The following is a 21,251-nucleotide window of genomic DNA, read 5'->3' on the forward strand; positions in this document are numbered from 1 at the left end:
TATGGCTAAACTCATGGTACACGGCAAGACTGCCCGCAATTGTCTGGCCCGCGGGGTCGCACGGCTTGCGGCAGCGGTGGAACCGACGCTTGGGCCCAAGGGGCTGAATGCAATGGTGGACCGCCCGGTGGGCACCCCGGTAGTGACCCGCGACGGGGTCAGCATTGCCTCTGAGATCGAACTCAACGACCGTTTCGAGAACATGGGCGCCCAGGTGGTGCGCGAGGTTTCAATGCAGACCAATGACGTGGCGGGCGACGGCACTACAACCGCCATTGTGCTGGCCAACGCACTGATCCAGCGCGGCGTGGATCTGACTGATAATGGTGTCAAGCCGGTGGATCTCTGCAAGGGGATCGATCTAGCGGTAGCGCGAGTGGTCGACGCGATTGATGCCTCCTCTCTCGATTGCGACGACCACCCGGAGTACCTTGAGGCGGTGGCGCGCGTGTCGTCGACTGATCCCAAACTGGGCGAGCTGGTGGCAGAAGCCTATCGCCGGGTCGGCCGCGATGGCGTCATCTCGGCCGACTTCGGTGTCACCATTGAAACCACGATGGATGTGGTCGAAGGCATGTCTTTCGAGCGCGGCTACATCTCGCACCACATGGTCACCGACCGCGAGCACATGGAAGCGGTGCTGCGCAATCCGCTGATCCTGCTGACTGACCAGAAGATCCTGAAGCCCGGGACGCTGGACTCCGCCATCTCGATTGCTGATGCCGAGAACCGCCCGCTTCTGATTGTCGCGGAAGAGATCGCGCCCGAAGTGGTGGTCAAACTGCTGGAGGCCGGCGGCGCGGGGAAATACTTGATCGTGCATCCGCCGGAATACGGCCATTGGCGCACCGCGATGATGGACGACCTGGCCATTCTTACCGGCGGCGAGGTTCTGGCCCGCGATCTGGGCAAGAAGATCGAGAATGTCACGCTGGCGCAGCTGGGCGGGGCGGAAATGGTCCGCTCCCACGCCTCGGGCACCTCTGTGCTGCGCGGCGAGGGCGATCCGGAGGCGATCACTGCCCGCCGCAACCAGGTGCAGCGCCAGCATGACGTGGCGCCGCCGAACATCGAGAAGGACAAGCTGCGCGAGCGGCTGTCGAAACTGACGGGCGGCAGCGCGATTATCTATGCGGGCGGTTTCACCCCGGTCGAGCAGAAGCGCACGATCCAGCTGATCGAGGACGCGCTCTGTGCGGTCCAGGCGGCAGCCGCGGATGGCGTGGTCGCCGGCGGCGGGACGGCGCTGGCGCAGATCTCCGGCTGCCTCGACAAGATCGACGCGCTAGGCGACGTGGCCAAGGGCATCCAGCTGGTCCGGTCGATCCTGACCGAACCGGTCCGCCGCATTGCCCGCAATGCCGGGGCCGACGTGGCCGCCGTGGCGCAAGCCGTGTCCGAGGGCCCGCCGGCTCACGGCTACAACGCCGCCACCGGCACCTACGGTAACATGTTCGAGGCCGGCATTGTCGATCCCGCCCGTGTGCCTGCCAGCGCGCTGGTCAACGCGGCCTCGGTCGCGACACTGATCCTGACCACGGAAACCTTGGTCGGCGATCTCGAAGAAGGCGAGGCCGACCCGACCGAAGGCCCCGCCCGCGGTGGCGGTGCCGAGCTTCTGGGCCGCGCCTGAGCGCGGTTTCACACCCGAGGGGTCGGGCGTTCCGGCCTTTCCCGAGCAAAGGACATAGACCATGAAAGCAGCGAGACTCTACGAATACGATCCCGGCATGAACGTCGAGTTGAAGATTGAGGACGTCGCCGCGCCCACGATCACGGCCCCGGACGAGGTGATCGTCAAGGTCGGCGCAGCGGGCCTCTGCCGCACCGATCTGCACATCATCGAAGGCGTCTGGAAGGACATCATGGACACCAAGGGCAACCTGCTGCCTTATGTGATGGGCCATGAAAACGCTGGTTGGGTCGAGGACGTGGGCAGCAATGTCACTTCGGTCAAACCCGGCGACGCGGTGATCTGTCACCCGTTCAACGCCTGCGGTATCTGCCTGGAATGCCGCTATGGCCATGACATGTACTGCGACCACGGCAAGTTCCCCGGTCTCGGACTGGATGGTGGCTTTGCTGAGTATTTCAAGACCAACGAACGCTCGGTCATCAAGCTGAACACCGGCATCACGCCGCTGAGCGTCGCGCCGATGGCCGATGCCGGGATCACCGCCTACCGCGCTGCCAAAAAGGCCGCGAAACTTCTCAATCCAGGCGGTTATGTCCTGCTTCTGGGCATTGGCGGGCTGGGCCATATCGCGCTCCAGGTGCTTAAGCACACCTGCGGCGCACGGGTCATCGCGGTGGACCGGGAACCGGCGGCGCAGGTGCTGGCCAAGGAGCTGGGGGCCGACATCGTGCTCGACGGCGGGCCGAACTTGATCGACGAGGTCAAGGACCTGACTGGCGGCGGGGTGCATGTGGCGATTGATTTCGTCGGTGAGCACGGCACCGAGAACATCTGCTGGAAGCTGCTGCGCCAGGGCGGCGAGCTGATCATGGTGGGCTATGGCGGCATGGTCGAAGTGCCGACGCTGGAGCTGGTTGCCAACGAGATCAAGATCGGCGGCAGCCTCGTGGGCGACTTCGTCGAATTGGTCGAGCTGATGGAGATGAACGCCGACGGAAAGGTCACGATGCACCAGACCGAATACAAGCTGGCCAACATCAACGAGGCGATTTCTGACTTCAAGGATCGCAAGTTTACCGGACGCGGCGTGATCGTACCCTGACACGCAGTCCGGCTCCCCGAGGCGCGCCGCCCGTGCGCCTTCCCTCGCGGGCCTGCGCCCTTCCCGTGTGCCCGCGGGGCTCCTTACCACCTGCAATGCCGAGGACATCATGGCCAAAGCCATCCATTCCATGATCCGCGTGCTGGACGAAAAGCGCTCGGTCGATTTTTACCGCAGGGCCCTTGGGCTGACCGTGGCGGAGCGCCTCGATTTCGACAGCTTCACGCTGGTCTACCTTTCCAATGACGAGGCCGCCTTCGAGCTCGAACTAACGGTCAACAAGGGCCAGTCCGAGCCCTATGTCTTGGGCAACGGCTATGGCCACCTGGCGGTCTGTGTGCCCGATGTGGCGGCGGAACACGCAAGGTTCGAAGCCGAGGGGCTGAAGCCCCGCAAGCTCGTCGATTTCAAGCACGAGGGCGCAACGCTCGCCCATTTCTTCTTCGTTCAGGATCCCGACGGTTACGAGATCGAGGTCGTGCAGCGGGCCGGGCGCTACCGGTAATCCAAATCAGACAGGGAGGCCCCTAATGTCACTTAGCAAGCAAGGCATGACCCGCCGCCAGTTGCTGTCGCAAAGCGCGCTCTTCGGTGCCGGTTTCGTTATCGGCGCCGGTTTCGTCGCAGGCAAGGCCAGCGCCTCCAATTGGGCGCTCGAGGTCGAACATCTCAACCCCGGAACTATGGCGACGCTTATCCAGATGGCGCGCGATATCTATCCGCACGACCAGGTTGGGGATCAACACTATGCAACTGCGGTTAAGGGCTATGACACCGCAGAGGCCGCCGAAGGGGTCGAGGCCGGTGTCGCAGCGCTAAACGATGCGGCCAGGGGCGTGGGCTATGCCCGCTACATCGACATCGGCTGGGAACGTGACCGCGCCGATTTGTTGCGCGGTTTCGAAGACACCGCCTTTTTCCAGCAGGTTCGAGGCGGTCTTGTGACTGGTCTCTACAACCAGAAAGCGGTTTGGCCAATCTTCGGATACGAGGGCGAGAGCTTCTCCGAAGGCGGCTACATCGACCGCGGTTTCGACGACATCCACTGGCTTTGAGGGGGCTTGAGCCATGAGCGCACCATTTGACCTGACAGACGACAGCGTTGTTGTCGTGATCGGAACCGGCGCCGGCGGCGGTGTCCTGGCCAACGAATTGGCCCAGAAAGGCGTTTCCGTCGTCGCGCTGGAGGCCGGCGGGCGCTACCTGCCCGAGGATTACATCAACGACGAGTGGGAAAGCTTTGGCCAGCTTGCCTGGGCCGATCCGCGCACCACCAGCGGTGATTGGCGGGTGTCGAAGGATTTCTCGGGCCTGCCTGCCTGGATCGTCAAGGCGGTCGGCGGTACGACCACTCACTGGGCTGGGGCGTCTCTGCGCTTTCAGGACCACGAATGGAAGGCGCACAGCACCTATGGCGATGTTGAAGGGGCCAACCTGCTGGACTGGCCGATCGACCCGCGCGAGATGGACGACTACTACACCCGCGCTGAGAACAAGCTGGGCGTGACGCGCACGGGCGGCCGTGCCGGGCTGCCGGGCAACAACAACTTCAAGGTCTTTGAGAAAGGCGCACGGGAGCTGGGGTATAAAGCGGTCCACACCGGCCGGATGGCGATTAACTCGGCCGATTACGACGAGCGCCCGGCCTGCCAGCAGACCGGGTTCTGTTTCCAGGGCTGCAAATGGGGGGCCAAGTGGTCTACCGCCTATACCGACATTCCGCGCGGTGAAGCGACCGGCAACCTTGAGGTCCGTGAGCGCTGCCATGTTCTGAGGATCGAGCATAACGAGGCCGGCAAGGTCACCGGCGTGATCTATGCCGATGCGGATGGCAACCAGCAGGAACAGAAGATGCGGGTCGCCTGTGTTGCCGGAAACTCCATTGAAAGCCCGCGGCTTTTGCTTAATTCTGCCTCGCCGATGTTCCCCGACGGGCTGGCCAACAGTTCCGGCCAGGTTGGGCGCAACTACATGCGGCATGTGACCGGCTCGGTTTATGCGGTCTTTGATCAGCCGGTGCGCATGTGGCGTGGCACGACGATGGCCGGGATCATCCAGGACGAGGCGGTACACGATCCCTCCCGGGGCTTCGTCGGCGGCTACGAGCTGGAGACGCTGGCACTGGGCTTGCCGTTCATGGCAGCCTTTCTAGACCCCGGCGCCTGGGGGCGGGAGCTCACCACCGCGCTCGACCATTACGAGAACATGGCGGGCATGTGGATCGTGGGCGAGGACATGCCGCAGGAAACAAACCGCATCACGCTCAACACCGACGTGACCGACCAGCACGGTTTGCCGGTGGCCAACGTGCATTTCGACGATCACCCCAACGATGTCGCGATGCGCGACCATGCCTACAGCCAAGGCAAGGCTGTCTACGAGGCGGTCGGCGCGACCCGCGTCTTCCCGACGCCGCCCTATCCGTCAACCCATAATCTCGGAACCAACCGGATGTCGTCCAACCCCCGCGACGGGGTGGTCAACACCTATGGCCAGAGTCACGACTTGGGCAATTTGTTCATCTCAGACGGCAGCCAGTTCACGACCGGCGCGGCGGAAAATCCGACCCTGACCATTGTGGCTCTTGCGATCCGCCAAGCCGAGTACATCGCAGCGGAGTTAGGCCGTCAGAACCTCTGACACTGCACCGAAACACCCAAACCAAACCCGAATTTCCAAACCCAGGGAGACGAAGATGGACGGAAATGACTTGAGGAAGGCGGGCGGATGTCCTGTCATGCATGGCGCAACAAACAAGGCGGGGCGCGGCAACCGCGACTGGTGGCCGAACCAGCTGAACTTGTCGGTGCTGCACCAGCATCAGCCGGTGTCCAACCCGATGCCTAAAGGCTTCGATTATGCAACGGCCTTCAGAGCGCTCGACCTGGATGCTGTCAAAGCCGACCTGACCGCGCTGATGACCGATAGTAAGGACTGGTGGCCCGCCGATTACGGCCACTACGGGCCGTTCTTTATACGCATGGCTTGGCATAGCGCGGGCACTTATCGCACCGCCGATGGGCGCGGCGGGGCCTCGACCGGGACCCAGCGGTTCGCGCCGCTGAACTCTTGGCCTGACAACGGCAACCTTGACAAGGCCCGTCGGCTGCTCTGGCCGGTTAAGGAGAAATACGGCAACGCCTTGTCTTGGGCCGATTTGATGATCCTGGCGGGAAATGTTGCCATCGAGAGTATGGGCGGCAAGACATTCGGCTTTGCAGGCGGGCGCGAAGACGTCTGGGCGCCTGAGGAAGACATTTACTGGGGCGCCGAGGTTGAATGGCTGGCCTCCTCCGAAAACACCAACAGCCGCTATTCCGGCGAGCGCGAACTGGAAAACCCGCTTGCCGCTGTGCAGATGGGGCTGATCTACGTGAACCCAGAGGGACCGGACGGAAACCCCGATCCCATCGCCTCGGGCCGCGACATCCGCGAAACCTTTGGCCGGATGGCTATGAATGATGAGGAAACCGTAGCCCTGGTCGCAGGTGGACACACCTTCGGCAAGGCGCATGGGGCAGGGGATCCGGCCTTGGTTGGCGCCGAACCGGAGGCCTGCCCGCTGCACGACATGGGCTTTGGCTGGAAGAATGCGCACAAGTCCGGCAAGGGCGTTGATACGACGACTTCGGGCATCGAAGGCCCCTGGACGTCGAACCCGACAAAGTGGGACATGGGCTATTTCGAGGTGCTCTTTGGCTACGACTGGGAACTGACGAAAAGTCCGGCCGGCGCAAATATTTGGCACGCCAAGGGGCTTTCGGACGAGGATCACGCGCCCGAAGTCGATGCCTCGGTCGCCAAGGTGCCGCTGATGATGACCACCGCCGACATGGCGATGCGGATGGACCCGATCTATGGCCCGATCTCCAAGCGGTTCCACGAAAACCCCGGGGAATTCGCCGAGGCCTTCGCCCGCGCCTGGTTCAAGCTGACACACCGCGACATGGGGCCCAAAGCCTGCTACCTGGGTAAGGAGGTGCCCGACGAGGAACTGATCTGGCAGGATCCGGTCCCGGCCGTGGATCATCCGCTGATTGACGACAAGGATATCTCGTCGCTGAAGGCGGAAATCCTGGGCTCCGGCCTATCGGTTGCCGATCTGGTCTGGGTGGCCTGGGTCTCGGCCTCCAGTTTCCGCGGATCGGACAAGCGCGGCGGTGCCAATGGGGCGCGCATCCGTCTTGCCCCGCAGAAGGACTGGGAGGCCAACGAGCCGGATCGCCTGGCACACGTTCTCGATGTGCTGAACGGCATCACCAGCGCTTTCAACGGCGGCGCGTCCGGTGGCAAGAAAGTTTCTCTGGCAGACGTGATCGTTCTCGCGGGCAATGCGGCTGTCGAAAAAGCGGCAAAAGCCGCAGGCCACGACGTTACCCTGCCGTTCACCCCGGGCCGCACCGATGCGAGCGCCGCCCAGACCGATGCCGAGTCCTTTGATCCGATGGAACCCATCGCAGACGGTTTCCGCAACTACGAGAAAGCCGCCTATTCGGTTCTGGCTGAGGCCCTTCTGGTGGACAAGGCCCAGCTTCTCGGGCTCAGCGCTCCCGAGATGACGGCCCTGGTCGGCGGGTTGCGCAGCATCGGCGCGACCCATCAAGGTACGGATACGGGTGTTCTGACAAAGACCCCCGGGACGCTTAGCACGGACTTCTTCGTCAACATTCTGGACATGGAGACGAAATGGGTGCCGGTCAACGGTGCCGATCGTGTCTTTGACGGCTGCGACCGCGTCAGCGGTGCCAGAAAATGGACCGCGTCGCGCGTCGATCTCGTATTCGGCTCGAATTCGCAACTGCGGGCACTGGCGGAAGTCTATGCCAGCCGTGGCAATGAAGGCCTCTTCGTCTCCGATTTCGCCGCGGCTTGGAGCAAGGTCATGAACGCTGACCGGTTCGAACTGAACTGACGCCTGGCACGGCGGATCAGAGGAAAACCGGATCGGTTTTTTAGCGAGTGGGTCGGGGGCCGGACACAGGTCCCCGACAAGTTGTGCCGGCCAGGAATGGCCCGATCGCGGAACCGTGTTCCGGCCAAGAGACATGCCCGGAACACAACCGGAAACCGCAAGAAAATAGGCCTGTTGCGTCCATATACGGCCCGAAAGTTTGGCAATGGGCTGCGCAATCTGCTAACATTTGTACAGGGGGAGGAAAAACAGTGGTGGATATTTTTTCGAAGCGCGGCGGTCCGCGTCTCGAAGACGTGAAGGCAAAGCGTCTGTTGTCGGAAAATGCTGGCACGATACGCAAACTTGCGGATCAGATCAGCAATGGCGGGTTCAGCCGGATGCAGGCCGATCAGGCGCGCCGGAAGCAAGAGCCGAAGCCCGATGGGCTGATCATCCACGACATGAAGGCGCGGGTCACATCCGACGTGCCCGCGCCTTATGTCAAGGTCAGCCTCAACAACCGGGTGGTGCTGGTCGACAAGTCGACAGGCCTCCAGATGCAGATGCTGGGCGAGATCCGCGGTAACTTCATGTCGAGAAAATTTGTGCTGGCGACGAAAAAAAACGGCTTCCTCTCGCCGCTGGAGGAGGGCACCGCCGCCGCGCTGGCGCATCTGGAAGGGGTGGAGATGACCGCCACCTTTAACGATCGCGCCCTTGCCGAGGCGATTGAAGCCTTGCTTGTACCGCAGGACGACTGATCCTCGTCCGCGCTATTTTCTCGTCATCGACCGTGAGGAATGCCTGCAGAGCCGGTATCATTGGCCCGCAACGACACATGAGAAAAGCGAGAGGGCGCATCAATTGCCTGATAACTCCAGCTATTCGGACGACGATACCCGCAAGGCCTGGGAGAAATTCGTCTCCTCCGGCAAAGACGGCGACGGGATGCCGGCGAAGGTGCGGGACGAGATCCTCGCCTCCTGGCGGCGCAGCCGGGAGCTGGGGGTCGATGCCGGCAGCCAAGCTTCACGCAAGGTGATCGACGAAAGCCAGTTGTTTCTGCGCCGTGAACGCAACACCGCGCTCCGCCAAGCGGCCTCGGCGGCCTTCAAACGGCTGGAGCCGCATCTGAAAGAGGCCCGCACCATTCTGATCCTGGCTGACAGCCAGGGGGTGATTATCGACGCCATCGGTGACGAACACGTGCTGGACGAGGGCCAGGAAATCCACCTGGAGCTTGGCGGCGACTGGAGCGAGCGCACCATCGGCACCAATGGCATCGGCACCGCGCTCAAGACCGGCAAACCCTCTTACGTGCATGCCTCCGAGCATTTTGCCGAAGGCGTACAGGCCTGGACCTGCGTCGGTGCGCCGATCTTCGATCCTCTCACCCAGAACGTGATCGGCGTCGTCGATCTGTCCGGTCCGCCGCAGATTTTCCGCCAGCACAATGTGGCACTGGTCCTGGCGGCGGCGCGCGAGATCGAGATTGCGCTGGCGGAACAGAAACAGGTCGAACGCACGCAATTGCTGGAAGCTTTCCTGATGTCGGATTACAGCCGCGGTCATGACAGTGTGGTGCTGGTCGATCAATCGGGCCGCGTGCTGTTCCGCCGCGGGCTGGACGACGACCCGCTGCGCCGGAACAAGGAATTGTCGTTCGGCCACAAGCTGTTGCCGAAACTTGAAGGCCTGTCGGATCAGGATATTCCCAAGCTCTTGCCGCTCAACGTCGAGGCGGAAGGCATCGAACGGCTCAAGCTGGAAGGCGTTTTTCGCGGCGCCGCCCTGTTTCTCAAGGACAAGGGCAAGATGCGGCAGGCGGGAGTAACCTGCACCATCAAGCCGCGGGTCAATGTGGCGGAGGGCGAGATCCAGATCATTGGATCGTCGCCGAAGATGGTCGATGCCATCGGCCTGGCCGAACGCGCGGCGCTGGCCAATGTCCCGGTGCTGATCCACGGTGAAACCGGAGTCGGCAAGGAATTGTTCGCGCGCCTGATCCACAGCCGGATGCCGGATACCAAGGCTCCCTACGTGCCGGTCAACTGCGCGGCCATTTCCAGCGATCTGATCGGCGCGGAACTGTTCGGCTATTCGGAAGGCGCCTTTACCGGCGCCGTCCGGGGCGGGCGCGCCGGGAAGTTCGAACAGGCCAACAACGGTGTGCTCTGCCTCGATGAAATCGGCGACATGCCGATCGAATTGCAGCCCTACCTGCTCAGGGCGCTTGAACAGCGGGCGATCTACCGGGTAGGTGACAACAAGCGGCGCCCGGTCGATGTCCGGCTGGTGACGATGACCAACCGCGACCTGCGCCAGGAGATCGAAAAGGGCAATTTCCGCCGCGACCTGTTCTACCGCATCGGGGTGATGACCATCGAGGTGCCCCCCTTGCGAGAACGCGGCAACGACATCGTCGCCTTGCTCGACCATTTTTCGCAAAAATACGCCGAAGAAACCGGGCGCACACCGATGACCTTTGCCAGCCGGGCGATGGAATTGATGCTGAAGTACCAGTGGCCGGGCAACGTCCGGGAGCTGCGCAATGTCGTTCAGCGCTTTTTTCTCATCAAGCCAGACAGTTTCGTGACTGAACGGGATTTGCCGCCGGAGATTCAGGACGATTTCGACGATGGCGCAGAGAATTCACTGGAGCATATCCTCGGCGGCCATTCCGGCGACTTGGAAAGCATCGAGGCCAGCGCCATCCGCCGGGCGATCAGCGCGGAGAACGGCAACCTGACCAGAGTGGCCCAGGTTCTCGGGATCTCGCGGCCAACGCTTTACCGCAAGATCAAGCGGTATCACATCCGCAAGGTCTGAGTTCGCGGGTTACAGGGTCCATGGGGCCGCCGCGTCGGCGTTCAAGCCGAAACGGTGGAAAACCGTGATCAACGGCAAGTGCGGGCCGAAACTGTGTGGAAATTTGACGCTGGGGTCGGCGGGACGGCAGTTTTGTCTGGTTGGTCGGCGCTGACATTAGAATGTATTTTGATCAGCCGGATCGGCTTGGGATTACGGCTATCAGGCCGCGGATGCCGATCAGTGCTGCCAACTGCTTGATATCATTTGATGACGGACATCCCGCCCCGAGCAGCCCGGCGCCGTTTTCGACAATTGCAGGCCATCTCCCGAGACCCATCGACTGCCTCAGTGGAGCAACTTCAGCCGCCGTCTTGCTGGTGGCCAGAATAACACCCGCCCCGGCTCTTTTCAGCGCTGTCAGGGCCGGCCGGGCGGGCTCCCAGCTATAGTTCTCGTGGCTCAACAAAGTGCCATCGAGATCAGAGAATAGGAGAAGCGGGACAGTTTGCAACATTCTTTGAGTGTAATCTGCCCGCGCCGAGCTTCAGAGATTTCTGCAAGAAAGTTTAACCCGAATGCTGAGATCGTACTCGCTTTTCAGATGCCTGCTTAACGTTTGGGCGTTTCCTGCATTAGCAGAAAATTGATAACGTGACCGCGCCTCTTACGGTATCGATGTGCCACGGTGGGTCTATGACCCCCAAAAAAACGCGTCAATGCAATGGACCCGTCGCGGAGGGCTAGGCGCGACAGCAGGTAGCGTCAGTGACAACGCACAGCCAGCTAAGTTACTTGTTTATATAGGTGATGCCGCTGGAACGGGTGAAAACGAACTATTATTATCTCCATGTTCCGAAACATGCGGCTCTTCGTCCACCTAGCGAGTCAATGCAAGAAGCCGTCCCGAGGCTGACAAGCTGTCTGCCCCGGGATCATAAGTCATCGTTTGCCTGCAACAATTCGGTCGAGGATCAGGGCACAGAACAGGATTGCCAGACCCGCCAGGATCCCTTGCCCGGCTGCCGCATATTGCAGCGCTTCCAGAACGTCCTCGCCCAGTCCCTTGGCACCAATCAGCGAGGCCACCACCACCATCGCCAGCGACAGCAGGATGGTCTGGTTGACGCCGGCCATGATCGTCTTGCGCGCCAGCGGCAGGTCGACGCGCCACAGCAGGTAACGCGGCGTGGCGCCAAAGGCGAGCGCCGCCTCGCGCACGGTTTCCGGCACCTGCTGCAGGCCCAGCACGGTAAAGCGGATCACCGGCGGGCTGCCAAAGATCATGGTGGCCACCACGCCTGCAGGCTTGCCCGAGCCGATAAAGGCCACAACCGGGATCAGGTAGACAAAGGACGGCATCGACTGCATGAAGTCCAGCACCGGGCGCACCACGGCAAACACCTTGGGCCGGCGCGCACAGTAGATGCCCAGCGGGATGCCCAGGGTGATCGAGATCAGCGCCGCGGCCCCCAGCAGCGCGATGGTGGTCATCGCCTTCTCCCAAAAGTCCAGCAGCCCCAGATAGGCCAGCGCCGCGCCGGTAAAGATCGCCACCCGTGCGCCCGCCGACAGGTAGGCCAGCATCACAATGACCAGCGCCACCACCGGCCAGGGGGTATCGACCAGCACCACCTCGATCCAATCGAGTAGCGTCCGCATCCCCGCGGTCAGCCCGTCAAAGAAGCCCCGGCCCGAAGTCTTGGTCCAGTCGAACGCCGCCTGCACCCCGTCGCCCACGTTCAGCCGCCAGTCGCGGTTGGTGGGAAAGGCGTTCAGCAGCGAAAACGCATCTGGCATCGCAAACTTCAGCGCCGACAGCACCACGACCGCCGCCGCCAGCACAGCGGAAACCGCCAGCCGCGGCACGGACCAGCCGCTTGCAACACTCCGATCCGAGCGCCACCGGGCAAACTGCCCCTCAAGCGTCCAGTTCGCCAATGACGCCGCCAGAAACTTCACTGCCAGCAGCAATGCTGCGCCCACCACCAGGTAGGTGACACCGCTGGCATTCGCCGCCGCCGCAGCCTCCTGTGCCCCGGCCAGCGCGCTCTCAAGCGACTCTGCCGCGCGTTTCAGCGAGCCCAGCGAGGACGCGCCCGAGGCCTCCGCGGCCGCAATCTGCTGATGCCGCAGCTCCAGCGTCTGGGCGATCTGCTCGGCCCGGATGCGGAAGTCTCGGCCCAGATCGCCGAACAGCCCCAGCCCGATCTGGATATAGGCCAGGGTTTCCAGCAGCAGGAAGCCCAGGAACCAGGACCACAGGCCCCGCGCCCCGAACCAGACCGGCCCCAGCAAACCCGCTGCCCAGTTCAAGGTGAAGCGGTAGCCCGGCGCCTCCATCATGTAGCTGAAAACCTGCTGGTAGTAGCTTTTCGACTGGCCGGTGAACTCACTCACCAGCGAATTCAGCCGCCCAGCGGTTTCCGGTTTTATATGAGATTGGTCGATGTGTTTCATCGTCGCCTCCTTACGCCTGGCTGTCCTGAATGGCGCGGATCAGCCCCGCACGGTTGATCACCCCGACAGTGCTGCCGGCATCGGCCACCTTGACAATGCCGTGGCCGTCAACGGCCAGGTCCATCAGGTCGCTCAGATCCATATCGGGCCGCGCCACTTTGGCATCTGTCGGCAGCGCGCCGTGAGTGGCTTCGAACTCCGCCACCGGCTTCATCACCGAATGGGCAAAAATCATGTTCAGCTTGGAGATGCCGGCCACGAAGTCCGCCACATAGTCATCTGCCGGGTTCAGGATGATCTCCTCCGGCGTGCCGGTCTGCACAATGCGGCCGTCCTTCATGATGGCAATGCGGTGACCGATGCGGATCGCCTCATCGAGGTCATGGGTGATGAACATCGTGGTCTTGCCCAGCTTACGGCTCAGCTCCATGAACTGGTCCTGCAGCTGCTTGCGAATGAGCGGATCCAGCGCCGAGAACGGCTCATCCATCAGCAGGATTTCTGGGTCCGAGGCGATGGCGCGGGCCAGACCGACGCGCTGCTGCATGCCGCCCGACAGCTCATGGGCGTATTTGTCCTCCCAGCCGGTCAGCTCCACCAGCTCCAGCACCCGGTCGGCCTCTTCCCAGCGGCGCGCCTTGCCGGTGCCGCGGATCTCCAGCGGCATCGCCACATTGTCGCGCACCGTGCGGTGCGGCATCAGGCCGAAGTTCTGGAACACCATGGCGACGCGGCGGTTGCGCAGGTCGCGCAGGCCGTCGTCCTTGAGCCCCATCACGTCGTCACCGTTGATGTAGATATGCCCGTCCGTCGGCTCCAGCAGCCTGTTCACATGGCGCACCAGCGTCGATTTGCCGGACCCCGACAGGCCCATCACGCAAAACAGCTCACCGCGTTCGATCTGGAAGCTGGCATCCGCCACCCCGACCACGCAGTTGAACCGCTCCAGCACCTCGGCTTTGCTCAGGCCTTCCGCATGAATGGCCCGCAGCGCCTCGTCCGCGCGTGCGCCAAAAATCTTCCAGACGCCGCGTGCGTCAATTGCGATGTCGTCCGCCATGGCCCCCCCCTGTCTTTGAAGTATCGTACGGGCACCTGCAGCCGCCTGGGCTGCAGGGCCAATGGATGGGATCAGTTAAGGCCAAGCCAGCCGTCAACGGTCTCGCCGTTTTCAGCCAGCCAGTCCGACACCGCGGCATCGATCTCCTGGCCCTGGATCACCACCTGATAGGTGAGCTTGGACAGCTCGCCTGCATCCATGTCGATCTTGCTGAGGAAGGCTGCCGTCGCCGGGTTCCGCTGTTCCAGCGACTTGGAATAGGCCACGGTCACTGTCTTTACAGGGTCGCCGGTGGTGATCGAGGATTTGTTGTACCAGTCGGAATCCTGATCCGGCTGCAGCATGGTATAGGTGCCGGGGTCGTGCTCCGGCTCCTCGATCATGGTCACATCATAAAGCGCATGCACGTAGTGCGGCTCATAGCAGTAGAAGACCACGCCCTCTTCCTGATCGATGGCGTCCTTGAGGCGGGCGTAAAACACTGTCTCGTCCTCGGTCGAGGGCTCCAGGAAGGTCTCGATCCCGTAGTCGCGCACCTTCACCTTGTGCACATTGGTCGAGGCCCAGCCGGTGGCGCCGAGCCAGATCTCGCCCTTGCCGTCGCCATTGGTGTCATACAGCTCCTGGGCCATCGGCGTGGCTAGGTCGAAAACGGAGGAAATGCCATGTTTCTCGACCATATAGGTTGGCGTGCAGAACCCGGTGCGGCCCTGGTAGCTGCCCGAGGACAGGCCGACGGTGCCTTTCTGATCCACGTATTCATCGGTAAAGGACAGGTGGTTCGGCAGCCAGACATCGGGGTGCACGTCGATGTCGCCGCGGCCGCCGTCCATCGCGGCAAAGATCACCGCATTGGCGCCGGGGGCATAACCGGCTTCGCCACCGAGGCGGGTTTCAATCACCTGGCCGATCACCCGGCTCATCACCTTGGCGCCCGGCCAGCTCGGCTCCCCCACCATCACCTTTTCCTGCGCCATGGCGCCGGTGCCGATGCTGAGGGCCGCAATTGCGGTAAGGGTTTTCAGCGGTTTCATATTTTCTCTCTCCTGTTGGGGTTGGATTTGCGCGCTCAGGCGCGGGCCCGCTTGCGTTGCGGGTCTATGAAGGGAATGTCCGAGACGGTGGCGCCGAGGCGCTTCATCCGCCCGTCGAGCTGGCCGATTTCCAGCCGGGCGCCGTTCTCCGCGTGCTCGACGTTCAGCCGGGCGATGGCGATGGCGTGCTCCAGCGAGGGCGAGCGGGTGGCGGAGGTCACCGTGCCCACCTGCCGCTCGCCGTCATAGACGGGGCTGCCGTGCAGCGGCACGTCGTTGCAGCCCAGCAAAAGCCCCTTCAGCGCCCGGCGCGGCTCGCGCGTGTTGCGCTCCAGCGCCGCCTTGCCAGTAAAAGAGGGCTTAGTCAGGTCGACGGCAAAGCCCAGCCCCGCCTCGAACGCATCCACACCCGGTGCGAACTCCGCGTTGGCGGCGGCCAGCCCGGCCTCGATCCGAATGATCTCCAGCGCGGCAGAGCCCATCGGGGTGATTCCGAACTCCTCGCCCGCTTCGATCACTGCGTCCCAGATCGTGAGAGCATCGGCCTTGGAGCAGAATATCTCGTAACCCAGTTCCCCGGTGTATCCGGAGCGGGACAGCATGAAGGGCGCACCCTCCCGGTCGTTCAGCCGCGCCACTGTCACGCCGAACCATTTCAGCTGGTCCAGCTGCGGCACATGCGGCTGCGTAAAGGCGATTTTGCGCAGCAGGTCCCGCGACTTGGGTCCCTGGATCGCCAGATTGGGCATCGCACCGCGCATGTCGTGGATGCGCACCTGCAGCCCCATCTGCTGTGCCAATGCCTCCAGCACCCTCCCGCTTTCCTCCGAGCCGCAGCACCAGCGGAACAGGTCCGGGGCCAGCCGGAACAGGGTGCCATCGTCGATCACCGTGCCAGCCTCGTCGCACATCAAGGTGTAGGAGCCGCGCCAGACCGCCAGCTTGGCCACGTTGCGGGTGGTGGCCTGTTGCAGCAGCACCTCGGCATCGGGTCCGGCAATGTCGTATTTGCGCAGCCCGCTCATGTCCTGCACGGTCACCGCGTTGCGGCAGGCCCAGTATTCGCCGGTGGTGCCATGCGAGGGAAAGCTCACCGGCGCCCAGAGGTCGCGGGCCGGCGCGAAATGCTGGGTCAGCGGCTCAAGCCGGTCATGAAAGGCGGAGTTCTGGCTGATCGACATCGGGGCGTCTTCCTTTTCGCGGTAGGCAACGGCACGGCGCAGGGGTGTTTCGGGGCGGTAGATGCGCACATGCACATCCGTCGGGTTCCAACCATTGATTGGATCAATGTCGTCCGGGCAGGCGGTGGAGACGCAGACCAGATCCTCCAGCGCCCGCATCGCCACGTAATCGCCGGGGCGGGAATGGGACTCCTCGGTCAGGATGTGGTGCGAATGCGGATCGACCCAGGTGTTCCAGAAGAAATTGATCGCAGGCCAGGCCGCCCTTCGCGCCACACCATAGGGCGCCAGCGCATGGGAGATGTTGTCGGAGCAGTTCACATGGCCCGGAAAGCCGCGCTCCTCATAGCCGCGGGCGGTGCAGGCGAGGCCAAAGGTGTCGTGCCGCCCGCAAGTGTCCTGCACTACGTTCAGCAGGGGGCGCATATCGCGGTCAAAGAACTTGTCCAAGAGCCCCGGCCCCGGATAGGCGCGCCGCACCATCGACCGCGTGGCTGTGCCGTCGATCATCAGCTCCTCGCCCCGCTGCAGCGCCGCCGCATTGAAGGCGGTGAAATCCGAACACTGCTGACCTTCGATATCGATGATCTGGACGATCTCGCCCTGTTTCACCTCATAAGACATGGCTGTGGCGCTGCTGACGGTGAATTCCTCGCGGGTATCGCCCAGCAGCGGCGGCAGCAGCGGCCCCGTTCCCGCCGCTGGCTGCCAGGTCACCCTGGCGTTGCCCGCCACTCCGCCAAAAACCAGCTGCCGGCGCTCCGCCGGGCAGCCGATCCACACGGTGACAGCCGCCCCGGCCTTCAGCACCAGCGGCTCTTCGGGCATATCCAGCGTGCAGGCCGGGATGTCCGCCGCAGCTTCACCGCCGTTGCCGGCGATCCAGCCCAGCAGCTCCGCGGCGTCGCAATCCGCCAGGGGCATCGGCGCGTCCGCCTGCAGCCCTAGCGCCGCCAGAGCCGGCCGTCCGCCATCATCAAAGGCGGCAATCTGCAGCGCGGTACCGCCCAGCGGCACCTCCAGCGACAGAAGGTCCCCGGCCCGCATCTCCTGCTTCAGCAGTTCGCGCGGCGCCAGCACCCGGGGCGCCCCGCTCTGCCCCTTAGCGAAGCCCGGAAAGGCCCTTTCAGGAGTCTGGAACCCCATGTTGTCGAAGTCGTGAAGCACGGCGTAGCGGGTCATTGCGGTATCCGAATCTCAGATTTGAAACTAGTTACATGGTTGATGAAACCAGTTACATGTGTCAAGGTTTTCTTCAACGCCGGAATTCGGGGCTGTAGATGGCAGGCAGGGATGAGCAGTAAGATGACCAAAAAGCGGGCGAACCTCAGGGATGTTGCTGCGGCGGCAGGCGTTTCCGTTGCCACCGCGTCGCGGGTCATGAACACCCCCGAGGCGGTGTCCGAGGCGACACGCCAGAAGGTGCAGGCGGCGATGGACAGCCTGCGGTTCATGCCCAGTGCCGCCGCACGCGCCATCAACAGCGGACGGTCCCGTTTCGTCGGGGCGCTGGTGCCAACGCTGGACAATGCGATTTTTGCCCGCTACCTCTCCCGGCTCGAAAGCCAGCTGGACAAGCACCGTCTGTCGCTGGTCGTCTCCACCACCGACGGCATCCCGGAAATCGAAGCAGAAAAGGCCCGGACGCTGATCAACATTGGTGCCGAGGGCCTGATCATGTCCGGAATCACTCACCGACCCGCCCTCTACGAGCTGATCAACCGCGGGGGGATCCCGGCCATCGCAACCTCCTACTATGATCCAGACTTCGCACTGCCGACTATCGGCTACGACAACGCCGCCGCGGCCTTCACTGCGCTCAGCCATCTGACGGGACTTGGCCACAGCCGCATCTCGGTGATCCATGGGCCGACGGAAACCAACGACCGGACCGGGACCCGCGTCGAGGCGCTGCGCCGTCGCCCCGATGGCGCAAAGATTGAATTCTACCTCGAACCGCTGTCGATCGAAGGCGGCTGTAGCGGCGTGCAGCGTGTGCTAGAAGCCCGGCCCGACACAACCGCCATCCTTTGTATGTCGGATGTTCAGGCTACCGGTGCGCTGTATGAGCTGCAGCGATGCGACATCTCAGTGCCGGGCGGGCTATCACTGTTGGGCATCGACGACTTGCCCGGCTCCGCTCACCTGTGCCCTGGGCTTACAACTGTGCACCTGCCGGTGGCCCGCATGGGACTCGCGGCCGCGGACGCGATTGCTGGCTGGGTCGAAAACGGGACGGTGCCGGAGCCCGTGCTGCTGGAGTCCAGGCTTGTGAACCGGAGCTCGACAGGTCGATTAGGTGATGTCACGTTAACTGAGGTCACCCGGACAGGTGCAGCGGATTGACTATTTTAAGCGATGTTTTCTGCTGCTTTTCAGGCACTAAGTGCTTCGAGGCGGTGGTAGCGGATGATCATCAAGGCGCTGCTACCCGCCGGGTGACCGAAAGCTCTGTATTGCTCGTTCCCGCTTTCGAAATGGCAGGTGACTGTTCTCGGCTTGATTGTTGAGGCGCTTGTGCGACCAAGGACCCAGGGTGGGCGCCGCCCTTTTTGTTTGGCAGCGCCATAAGAGCGAAGCTTGCCGGTGATGATCCCCCTTGCGGGCGTGTCATTTGATCAAACGGAGCGGCATCTGTTTCGCTGTCCGTTTGTCGCGCCGGCATTGCCAACTTATTTGCTCCCGCCCGAATGCGGCCTGACCCACGCCCGTCAGGCGGTCATTTCGAGTGTGTAGGCGCTCCAAAGATCGAAGGCATCGGCTCTGGCATGGTGATAGGATTTGGCGGTAAGACGATAGCGGCGGGGACGGAAGATAGTGTTGATCTGGTCATGTGCGGCCAGAAATCTCTGCGCCTGTCCAGGTAACTTGAACCGCCCCATGAGTTTCTCTCGCTTTCGGGCCGGCCGATGGGATCCTTCGATCCGGTTGTTCAAGCCCTTGTGCGCCCGATGATCAGCATTCGGCGCAAGGTTGCGGATCGGCCTGATGTAACTGCGCAGCTTGTCGGTGATCACGGCCCGCGGAGCGTCAAACCGGTCGATCAGCCGCTTTAGGAACCGGCTGGCGGCCTTCGCATTACGTTGCTTTTGCACGAGAATATCGAGCACGTTCCCATTCGCGTCGACTGCCCGCCAGAGCCAGAACTTCTCGCCATTTATCGGAACAACAACTTCATCCAAGTGCCATTTGTCACTGGTGCCCGGCCTGTCGCGCTTGATACAATCGGCGCAATGGCGGCCAAACCGGTTCACCCAGTTCCGGACGGTTTCCCGGCTGACCATCACGCCGCGTTCGGCAAGCCGATCCTCGACATCCGCCGTGCTGAGCGCAAAACGATGATACGCCCAGACCGCATAGGCGACGATCTCGCGAGGAAAACGGTAGCCTTTCAGGCCAGGCATCGTGCAAGGTATTTTCATCCCGGTTGCCTATGCGAAAGCCGACGGGCAAACAACTGGGCAATGCCCCCGGCATCTCGATTTCTTAGAACGGCACTCAGACAAGATCGAGGCAGCGGGACCTTTGTCTGACACCGCGCGACTTGGACGTGACGGCATGTGGATTGTCGAAGCCGATGCCGAGGAAGATGTTGATCGGCTTGTCCAAGAAGATCCGTTCTGGCCGACCGGGCTTCGCAAATCCTACGCGATCATCAAATGGACCCAAGTCTATGCAGCCGGGTCAAGACTGATCGCGCCGTCCTGACAGCGTCTTGGCCTTCAAACGGAAAACGGACACTTGCCGCGCGGACGCGAAGGTCTGCTGCGTCTGCGCTCTGCGTGAATTCGTGGTTTTAAATTTGCTGCAGGCTGCCGGAATGGCCGCATTTCTTTCTGCCGATCGGCGGGAGAAATTCGGCTGTGCAGCCCATAGGCGCGCTGCGAGCGCTCGCAGCAAAAAATCATGATGTCCGGGTAGGGCTCTGACCGAGCGTTAGCCGCGCCAGGCGTGAATGGCTGATCCCCGAGACCAGGACCGTTCAACTGGTCGGGCTTGGACTGGAAGTGTGCGGACAAAGTTGCCATCGCCCGAAAGTGATTGAATGTCCGCAATACCACCGTTTTTGGCTTATGTTTTTGGAAGAGTAGCTGGCTTTGGGCGTTCGTCAGCCCATTCAAACAAGCCGGCTTGGCCGAGATAAATGACAAAACTGTTCTCAGCAGCGGCCAAAATCAATCCGGGTGCTTTGGGCTGTCAGCCAGTCGATGGCGGCCCGGGTTTGCCGACGCGCCTGGTTGCCTTTGCCCACGTCCAGGAAATACCCGTGGGTTGGCGTGATGTCTTCGCTGAACAGGCGCACCACTCTGCCTTCGGCCAAATCCTGGTCAATCAGCGGCAGCCATCCTACGATCACGCCCTGGCCTTCCGCAGCACCGCGCAGCAGAACATTGGCGTCCTCAAACACCGGGCCGCGCAATGTGTCCGGAACCCGTACGCCCCTTGCTGAAAACCAGTCCAGCCAGCCCCAATGGTTCCGCTGGTGCAGCAGCGGCAGGTGCAGTAGGTCCGCCGGTGTTTCCACAGGGCCGAACCGGCTAAGGAAGGCCTCTGACGCAATCGCCACCGGACTGAGTTCTAGCAGTTTGACGGCCCCTTCCGGCATCTCCGACATGCGTTCCCAACGGATCACGATATCCACGTTTTCGCGGTCCTGCGCGCCCGGCTGATACGTCGGCACTACCTCCAGTCCGGTTCCCGGGTGCTGTTCCCAGAAATTGCTGATCCGCGGCATCAGCCACCGGGCGGTGAAAATAGGGCCGGCGGCGATACGCACGGTTCTGCGCGAGGTACGCCTGAGAGCGCGTACGGCGTCTTCGAGCATGCCAAAGGCCTGAACTGCGGTTTCCGCCAGCCGCTGCCCGTCTTCTGTCAGGACCACATCGCGTCCGGAGCGTTTGAACAACCTGACGCTGAGCTGCTCCTCGAGGCCTCGGATATGGTGGCTGATCGCAGTGGGGGTCACAGAGAGGTCCTCAGCCGCAGCGCGGAAGCTGCCCGTTCTGGCGGCGGCTTCGAAGGCGCGCAGGGCGGAGAGCGATGGCAGCATGCGGAATCCATAGATGAGTACAGTTC

General features: G+C 62.5%; 17 protein-coding genes and 1 pseudogene. 10 read left to right on the plus strand and 8 right to left on the minus strand.

Translation table 11 applies throughout. From position 1 onward, the window contains the following. Position 1 precedes the first annotated feature (1 nt). From groEL to AQUI_RS0101680, 8 genes are all read left to right on the plus strand, one after another. Complete coding sequence (gene groEL, locus AQUI_RS0101645; protein ID WP_027255972.1) at positions 2-1,633, plus strand: chaperonin GroEL; 1,632 nt, start codon at positions 2-4, stop codon at positions 1,631-1,633. A 61-nt stretch (positions 1,634-1,694) separates the two neighbouring features. Continuing rightward, positions 1,695-2,738: an NAD(P)-dependent alcohol dehydrogenase gene (locus AQUI_RS0101650; RefSeq protein ID WP_027255973.1), complete on the plus strand. Its 1,044-nt coding sequence runs from the start codon at positions 1,695-1,697 to the stop codon at positions 2,736-2,738. Positions 2,739-2,847: 109 nt separating this feature from the next. Then, on the plus strand, positions 2,848-3,243 hold the full coding sequence (locus tag AQUI_RS0101655) for a VOC family protein (RefSeq protein WP_027255974.1): 396 nt from the start codon (positions 2,848-2,850) through the stop codon (positions 3,241-3,243). 25 nt (positions 3,244-3,268) lie between these two features. Continuing rightward, positions 3,269-3,793 (plus strand): twin-arginine translocation pathway signal, encoded by a 525-nt coding sequence (locus AQUI_RS0101660; protein ID WP_027255975.1) that lies wholly within the window; start codon positions 3,269-3,271, stop codon positions 3,791-3,793. Positions 3,794-3,806: 13 nt separating this feature from the next. Further along, positions 3,807-5,378, plus strand: a complete 1,572-nt coding sequence (locus tag AQUI_RS0101665; protein ID WP_027255976.1) for a GMC family oxidoreductase — start codon at positions 3,807-3,809, stop codon at positions 5,376-5,378. 55 nt (positions 5,379-5,433) lie between these two features. After that, positions 5,434-7,650 (plus strand): catalase/peroxidase HPI, encoded by a 2,217-nt coding sequence (katG, locus tag AQUI_RS0101670; protein ID WP_027255977.1) that lies wholly within the window; start codon positions 5,434-5,436, stop codon positions 7,648-7,650. Between the two features lie 254 nt (positions 7,651-7,904). Beyond that, positions 7,905-8,393, plus strand: coding sequence for a hypothetical protein (locus AQUI_RS0101675; RefSeq protein ID WP_035919541.1), 489 nt, complete (start codon positions 7,905-7,907; stop codon positions 8,391-8,393). Between the two features lie 103 nt (positions 8,394-8,496). Next, a complete protein-coding gene (locus AQUI_RS0101680; RefSeq protein WP_027255979.1) occupies positions 8,497-10,461 on the plus strand; it encodes a sigma-54-dependent Fis family transcriptional regulator in 1,965 nt (654 codons plus the stop codon). Between the two features lie 172 nt (positions 10,462-10,633). Here AQUI_RS0101680 and AQUI_RS26790 read toward each other — a convergent pair whose 3' ends face one another. From AQUI_RS26790 to AQUI_RS0101705, 5 genes are all read right to left on the minus strand, one after another. Further along, positions 10,634-10,957: an HAD hydrolase family protein gene (locus AQUI_RS26790; RefSeq protein WP_051371748.1), complete on the minus strand. Its 324-nt coding sequence runs from the start codon at positions 10,955-10,957 to the stop codon at positions 10,634-10,636. Between the two features lie 425 nt (positions 10,958-11,382). After that, on the minus strand, positions 11,383-12,900 hold the full coding sequence (locus AQUI_RS0101690) for an ABC transporter permease (protein WP_027255980.1): 1,518 nt from the start codon (positions 12,898-12,900) through the stop codon (positions 11,383-11,385). Positions 12,901-12,910: 10 nt separating this feature from the next. Then, on the minus strand, positions 12,911-13,960 hold the full coding sequence (locus tag AQUI_RS0101695; RefSeq protein ID WP_027255981.1) for a quaternary amine ABC transporter ATP-binding protein: 1,050 nt from the start codon (positions 13,958-13,960) through the stop codon (positions 12,911-12,913). Between the two features lie 71 nt (positions 13,961-14,031). After that, positions 14,032-14,994 carry an ABC transporter substrate-binding protein gene (locus AQUI_RS0101700; protein WP_027255982.1) on the minus strand — a complete coding sequence of 321 codons (963 nt, stop codon included), beginning with the start codon at positions 14,992-14,994 and terminating at the stop codon, positions 14,032-14,034. 35 nt (positions 14,995-15,029) lie between these two features. Continuing rightward, positions 15,030-17,357 carry a DUF1989 domain-containing protein gene (locus AQUI_RS0101705; protein WP_027255983.1) on the minus strand — a complete coding sequence of 776 codons (2,328 nt, stop codon included), beginning with the start codon at positions 17,355-17,357 and terminating at the stop codon, positions 15,030-15,032. A 123-nt stretch (positions 17,358-17,480) separates the two neighbouring features. On the opposite strand from AQUI_RS0101705, the gene AQUI_RS26795 reads away from it, so the two are divergent. Further along, positions 17,481-18,521 (plus strand): substrate-binding domain-containing protein, encoded by a 1,041-nt coding sequence (locus AQUI_RS26795; protein ID WP_245596833.1) that lies wholly within the window; start codon positions 17,481-17,483, stop codon positions 18,519-18,521. A gap of 84 nt (positions 18,522-18,605) precedes the next feature. Here AQUI_RS26795 and AQUI_RS32395 read toward each other — a convergent pair. Both AQUI_RS32395 and AQUI_RS0101715 read right to left on the minus strand, forming a co-directional pair. Further along, positions 18,606-18,842 (minus strand): annotated as a pseudogene (locus AQUI_RS32395) (DDE-type integrase/transposase/recombinase); the annotation flags it as partial. A gap of 44 nt (positions 18,843-18,886) precedes the next feature. Further along, positions 18,887-19,597, minus strand: coding sequence for an IS6 family transposase (locus AQUI_RS0101715; protein ID WP_027255984.1), 711 nt, complete (start codon positions 19,595-19,597; stop codon positions 18,887-18,889). On the opposite strand from AQUI_RS0101715, the gene AQUI_RS29645 reads away from it, so the two are divergent. Further along, entirely contained in the window at positions 19,581-19,883 is a 303-nt protein-coding gene (locus AQUI_RS29645) for a YciI family protein (protein ID WP_169730740.1), read from the plus strand. The genes AQUI_RS0101715 and AQUI_RS29645 overlap by 17 nt on opposite strands. A 451-nt stretch (positions 19,884-20,334) precedes the next feature. Here the strand turns inward: AQUI_RS29645 and AQUI_RS0101725 are convergent, their stop codons facing one another. After that, a complete protein-coding gene (locus tag AQUI_RS0101725) occupies positions 20,335-21,225 on the minus strand; it encodes a LysR substrate-binding domain-containing protein (protein ID WP_027255985.1) in 891 nt (296 codons plus the stop codon). Positions 21,226-21,251: the final 26 nt, after the last annotated feature.

This window comes from Leisingera aquimarina DSM 24565, from assembly GCF_000473165.1.
Lineage (GTDB): Bacteria > Pseudomonadota > Alphaproteobacteria > Rhodobacterales > Rhodobacteraceae > Leisingera > Leisingera aquimarina.